Consider the following 4,080-nt stretch of genomic DNA (forward strand, 5'->3'; position numbering starts at 1 on the left):
GAGTTCAAGCGAGTCGCCCGGGACAACGAGATGATTTCACGATCTCAGGCTGTACCCGCTGTTGTGTCCTCGGGGTAAACACGTACGATGAATCTAATGTAGATCGCCGACGGATTCGACATTCCAATCAAGCAGGTAACGAGCGGATGCGTCGGGGGATGGTCAAACTCGTCGTATCGTCGCTGACTGCGGGTGTAGACGCCGAGCGAATCATCGCCACCCACCTTTGTGCTTGCAGTCGTCTCTTCCCTGAGAATGACTTCACTGTACCCTAATCCCGTGTCTCGCCGCCGAATTCTCACGGTCCATTGCTGTTCGGACTGACGGCAACATCTGCGTGACTTGGAGATCCAAGTCCGCGAAACTTGTGTTTGCTGTACCTGTCCCTGATCGGAGGAACTCAGGATGCCGCACTGTCGAAACTGTGACGGGTTCGTGACGGAACAGTACGTGCGTGTATTCGCGCCCACTGGCATGGAAAACGTGCGGGTCTGCCCGAACTGCGAGGACAAACTCCGCAATGGGGCCGAGATCCGCGAGGCTCACGCACCCCGGCATACCAACAATGCTTGAATCTATCAAGCGGGTGAGTGCGCCGACGCAACGGACGCTTTCGGAGAGCACTGACCCAAGCACCGCGCGGTTCGTGCTCCCCGCCGAAAGCTTCGCGCTCACCGACCTGTTCGAGCGCGTTCCCGACGCTCGCGTAGAGTGTGAATCCGCGGTCGCCAACCCCGACGACCACGCATTGCTGGTGATCGAAGCCGGCGAGCACAAGCAGGACATCGACACCGCGCTTCGATCAGACCCGAGCGTTGCGGACGTCGAATGCTTCGGCGAACGTGCGGACGGCTGGACCTATCGGGTGACGTGGAAGGGGCGCCCGCGCCGACTTATCCAGCGGCTTGTTGCCGCTGATGTCTCGCTCACGTCCATGCAGAGTCGGAACGGCGAGTGGCAGTTCCAGTTGCTGGCTCCTGACCGAGAGGGGATCGCCAGAGCGCACGACATCATGGAAGATCTCGACTGTGAGGCCGACTGCCGGAGCATTTCGTCAGTCGATAGGGAGCGGTCGAACGGCTCGGGATTGACCCCTGACCAGCACGAGGCGCTCGTGACGGCCTTCGAGAAGGGATACTACAAGGTCCCACGGGATATCACGGCTGCCGAACTCGCTGACGAGCTCGATATCTCCCATCAGGCGCTTTCGGAACGCTTCCGACGTGCCTATCAGCAGCTACTCAGAACTGCACTCGTTGTCGACGACGGAGAGAAGTCCTGAAGCCGCGACTCAACACGTGTGTTCGAGGAGAGTCCGAAACCATTGATGTGGGGTCATAAATGTGGTAGCTGTTGGTGGTCCGTCACTAGCAATATCTCTCGCAGACGGACTGTGTAGCCAGTGCCGAGAGTACTACTCAGAATCTCTTGCCGACGCTACTCGTCAATGATTGTGCAGTGGTTTGCGGGGTGCCCCGAATAAATAGGGGGTTGCATTCGCCAGCCAAAGCCCGTAGTATTGGTGAATCCATGTATGAACGTGGAAGTCGAAGTAGTTTATGAATGTCCAGACTGTGGTCACAGAGCCGCTAGCATCGAGAATGAGGAGCCTATCGATGTTTGTCCGCAGTGTAACGCCGAGATGAAAAACAGAAGCGTGCCACCGAAAGGCTGGCTCTTGGAGTGAATCGGTGTCCGAGTCATACTTACGGACATAAATACGTAAAGAGATTTGGCGAGTTTATGTTGTCGAGAGCGGCGAGTGCAGCATCACGAAGTTCGTCCAAGAAGTCAAACAGGCGATTGCCGAGTGCTTGATTGAGTTTCTTCCAGCACTCCTCCGGGGGTTCAGTTCCGGTGAACCCCGCGGCAGGTAACACAGCTCTATCGGCGTATCCTCGACGAATTCCTGGACTGCGTTCGTCGTGAAATACGACGCGTTGTCCAACACGACACAGATTTTCTCACCGAATTCGGTCTGAAGAGCGTCCAACAGCCGGATCGTCGTGTCGCTGTTGAAGTTTTCCTCACACGGGGGAAAGAACGTCTCGCCGGTATCGCTGACTGCACCCAAGAGCTTGATCGAATCCCACGCGCCCGTCACCGGCAGTGATGGGCGCTCCCCTTCGGGAAACCACGCATAGATCAGCTTTGAGAGGATCTGCCGCGTCTGATCTATCGCGAGAGTCGTGTACTCGTCGTCCAGACTGTTCGTCTTTTTTGAACCCGTCTTGGAACGCTTCTTGTGCTCGTTCATCGGATTTGTAATACTCCTGCCGGGCTGTCTTCCAGGACAGCCCGGCCTCAGTCATCGATCGCCGAACGTGACGATCGCAGTAGTCAACGTCGAACTTTTCGCTGAGATAGTGCTGAGCTAGCGGGACAGACCACGCAGGCGCGTCGATCCCAGCCTCTTCGAGCGATTCGTGGAGCGCGTCCACGAACCGTTCGTATTCTTGTTCGGAAAGTTCGGTAGGACGACCGGATCGAGGTTCGTCATAGACAACGTCCTCGAACGGCTCGAAACAGAGCCGTTCGAGACGTGTGAGCCACTGAGAGAGCCATCCTTGCGTGTACCCGTAGCGTTGAGCGAGATCCTTCTGTCGAATGCCGTCCTCTCCTTTCCAGTTAATTGCCGCCATCAGCCGCTGTGTAGGCTTCTTTCCTTCAACCTCCGCCAAGATTTGGCGGAGGTCTTCGGTAGAAACGTTCTCAAGATGAGTTATGCGAGAACAACAGAGTGTAGATTAAAGAATTTTAGCTCCTAGTATAATTCTTGCCGTACAAACTATCTCTCTATCGAATAGTTATTTCTAACATGCTATTTCGCTAGTCTATACAAGATCGTTGTTAATTGATATGTGTTAGAAATCGTATCATAGATTTCACCGAGAGGGGACGTTGGTCAATCACGGCGATGATTGATGCTGCCGTCGCTCAACCCTAATCACTCTCACTGAAAGCCACCAGTGGTTCATTCACTGATCGCGGTGTAGGGAATACTCATCCAGCAAAGCCACCAACTGCACCACCGATTGCGCTTGGGATTGCAGTGAGGACCGAAATCAAGACACCAACGATCAGCACTCCACCCCCACCAACCAGTGCGATCAGAGAATTGAATGTGAGGCCCACCACTGAGAGAGCGATACCAGCGAGGATTGCGACCACAACCCCACCAAGGGCTCCCGAAAGGAGGGCGTGCCATGCACCGCTTGTGGTCCCACGGCGAGTAATATATCCTGAGATGACTCCGGCAAGGAATCCTGCGATGATGGTTCCAATCCCCGGAAATGCGAACGCAACAATACCAAACACGACTTGAAGCACGAATCCAATGCCAACGGAGCGCCAATCTGTCATATCTCCACTCACACCCAGAGGCGGAAACCATACTGACTTGCAGATGCCGATCTCCCGACCGAAATCCACTGACGCCTATCCACAAACCACTCTGATGAGTACGTGTATGGAAGTATCCGTCTGTAAACGGTTCCACGGCACGGTCCTTGACGGTTGATAGTGCCCTCTTATCGACTCACGGAGGAAGTCGGCGACTCACCCACTTCCTATCTTGTTCATCCTTCGTCTTAGCGATTGTCGCGGATTGGGATATTGTCTAATTCCGGAACGGATTCGGAATCGATGGTGTGATGAGTCTCACCAAAGTGGGCAATCGTGCGTCGGGCGACTTCGTGCCGACTGTGGGTTTCGGTGCTGGCACTCCAGTCGCACTCCGTACAGTAGTTGCGGTGGTAGGTCACAGGGCTACTGCATCAGCTATGTTCCCCGTCTCACTAAGATTTCCGGCGCTTATGATTGCTTCGACACGGTGCTTGCCGATCTCAGCCTACTGGTGATAGAGTCGCTCGATGCTACAGACGATTCCATGCTCGTCGCACGCTTCGTAAAATCGCGACAGCGTCTCCGCCTCATCGACTCGAATCTCGCACGTCCCTCGGCCGCCGGAACAAGTATCGGTCGGCTGCATCCACTCGTTATCGCTTAAGGATTCGTCCGGATCAGCAGGCGCTACTGTCTCCCGCGTCAGCCGGAACTCATGGATCGATGGCTCCATAT

Annotated in this window: 4 protein-coding genes and 2 pseudogenes; 3 read left to right on the forward strand and 3 right to left on the reverse strand. The window is 55.1% G+C overall.

The genetic code is table 11. The features are described from left to right. The first annotated feature begins 405 nt into the window (after window positions 1-405). The 3 genes from C451_RS22955 to C451_RS24420 all read left to right on the forward strand — a co-directional run bounded on the left by C451_RS22955 (window position 406) and on the right by C451_RS24420 (window position 1,687). Window positions 406-573, forward strand: coding sequence for a DUF7563 family protein (locus C451_RS22955; protein WP_162832754.1), 168 nt, complete (start codon window positions 406-408; stop codon window positions 571-573). After that, a complete protein-coding gene (locus C451_RS13675) occupies window positions 566-1,282 on the forward strand; it encodes a helix-turn-helix domain-containing protein (RefSeq protein WP_049913128.1) in 717 nt (238 codons plus the stop codon). The genes C451_RS22955 and C451_RS13675 overlap by 8 nt, the downstream gene beginning before the upstream one ends. 252 nt (window positions 1,283-1,534) lie before the next feature. After that, complete coding sequence (locus C451_RS24420; RefSeq protein ID WP_152420474.1) at window positions 1,535-1,687, forward strand: rubrerythrin-like domain-containing protein; 153 nt, start codon at window positions 1,535-1,537, stop codon at window positions 1,685-1,687. Between the two features lie 19 nt (window positions 1,688-1,706). Here C451_RS24420 and C451_RS21140 read toward each other — a convergent pair. The 3 genes and pseudogenes from C451_RS21140 to C451_RS23840 all read right to left on the reverse strand — a co-directional run. Then, a pseudogene (locus C451_RS21140) lies at window positions 1,707-2,726 on the reverse strand (IS630 family transposase). A 277-nt stretch (window positions 2,727-3,003) separates the two neighbouring features. Continuing rightward, complete coding sequence (locus tag C451_RS21145; protein ID WP_080503547.1) at window positions 3,004-3,363, reverse strand: DUF5518 domain-containing protein; 360 nt, start codon at window positions 3,361-3,363, stop codon at window positions 3,004-3,006. A gap of 487 nt (window positions 3,364-3,850) precedes the next feature. After that, window positions 3,851-4,080, reverse strand: a pseudogene (locus C451_RS23840) (TenA family protein); the annotation flags it as partial.

It is taken from the genome of Halococcus thailandensis JCM 13552 (genome assembly GCF_000336715.1).
GTDB lineage: Archaea > Halobacteriota > Halobacteria > Halobacteriales > Halococcaceae > Halococcus > Halococcus thailandensis.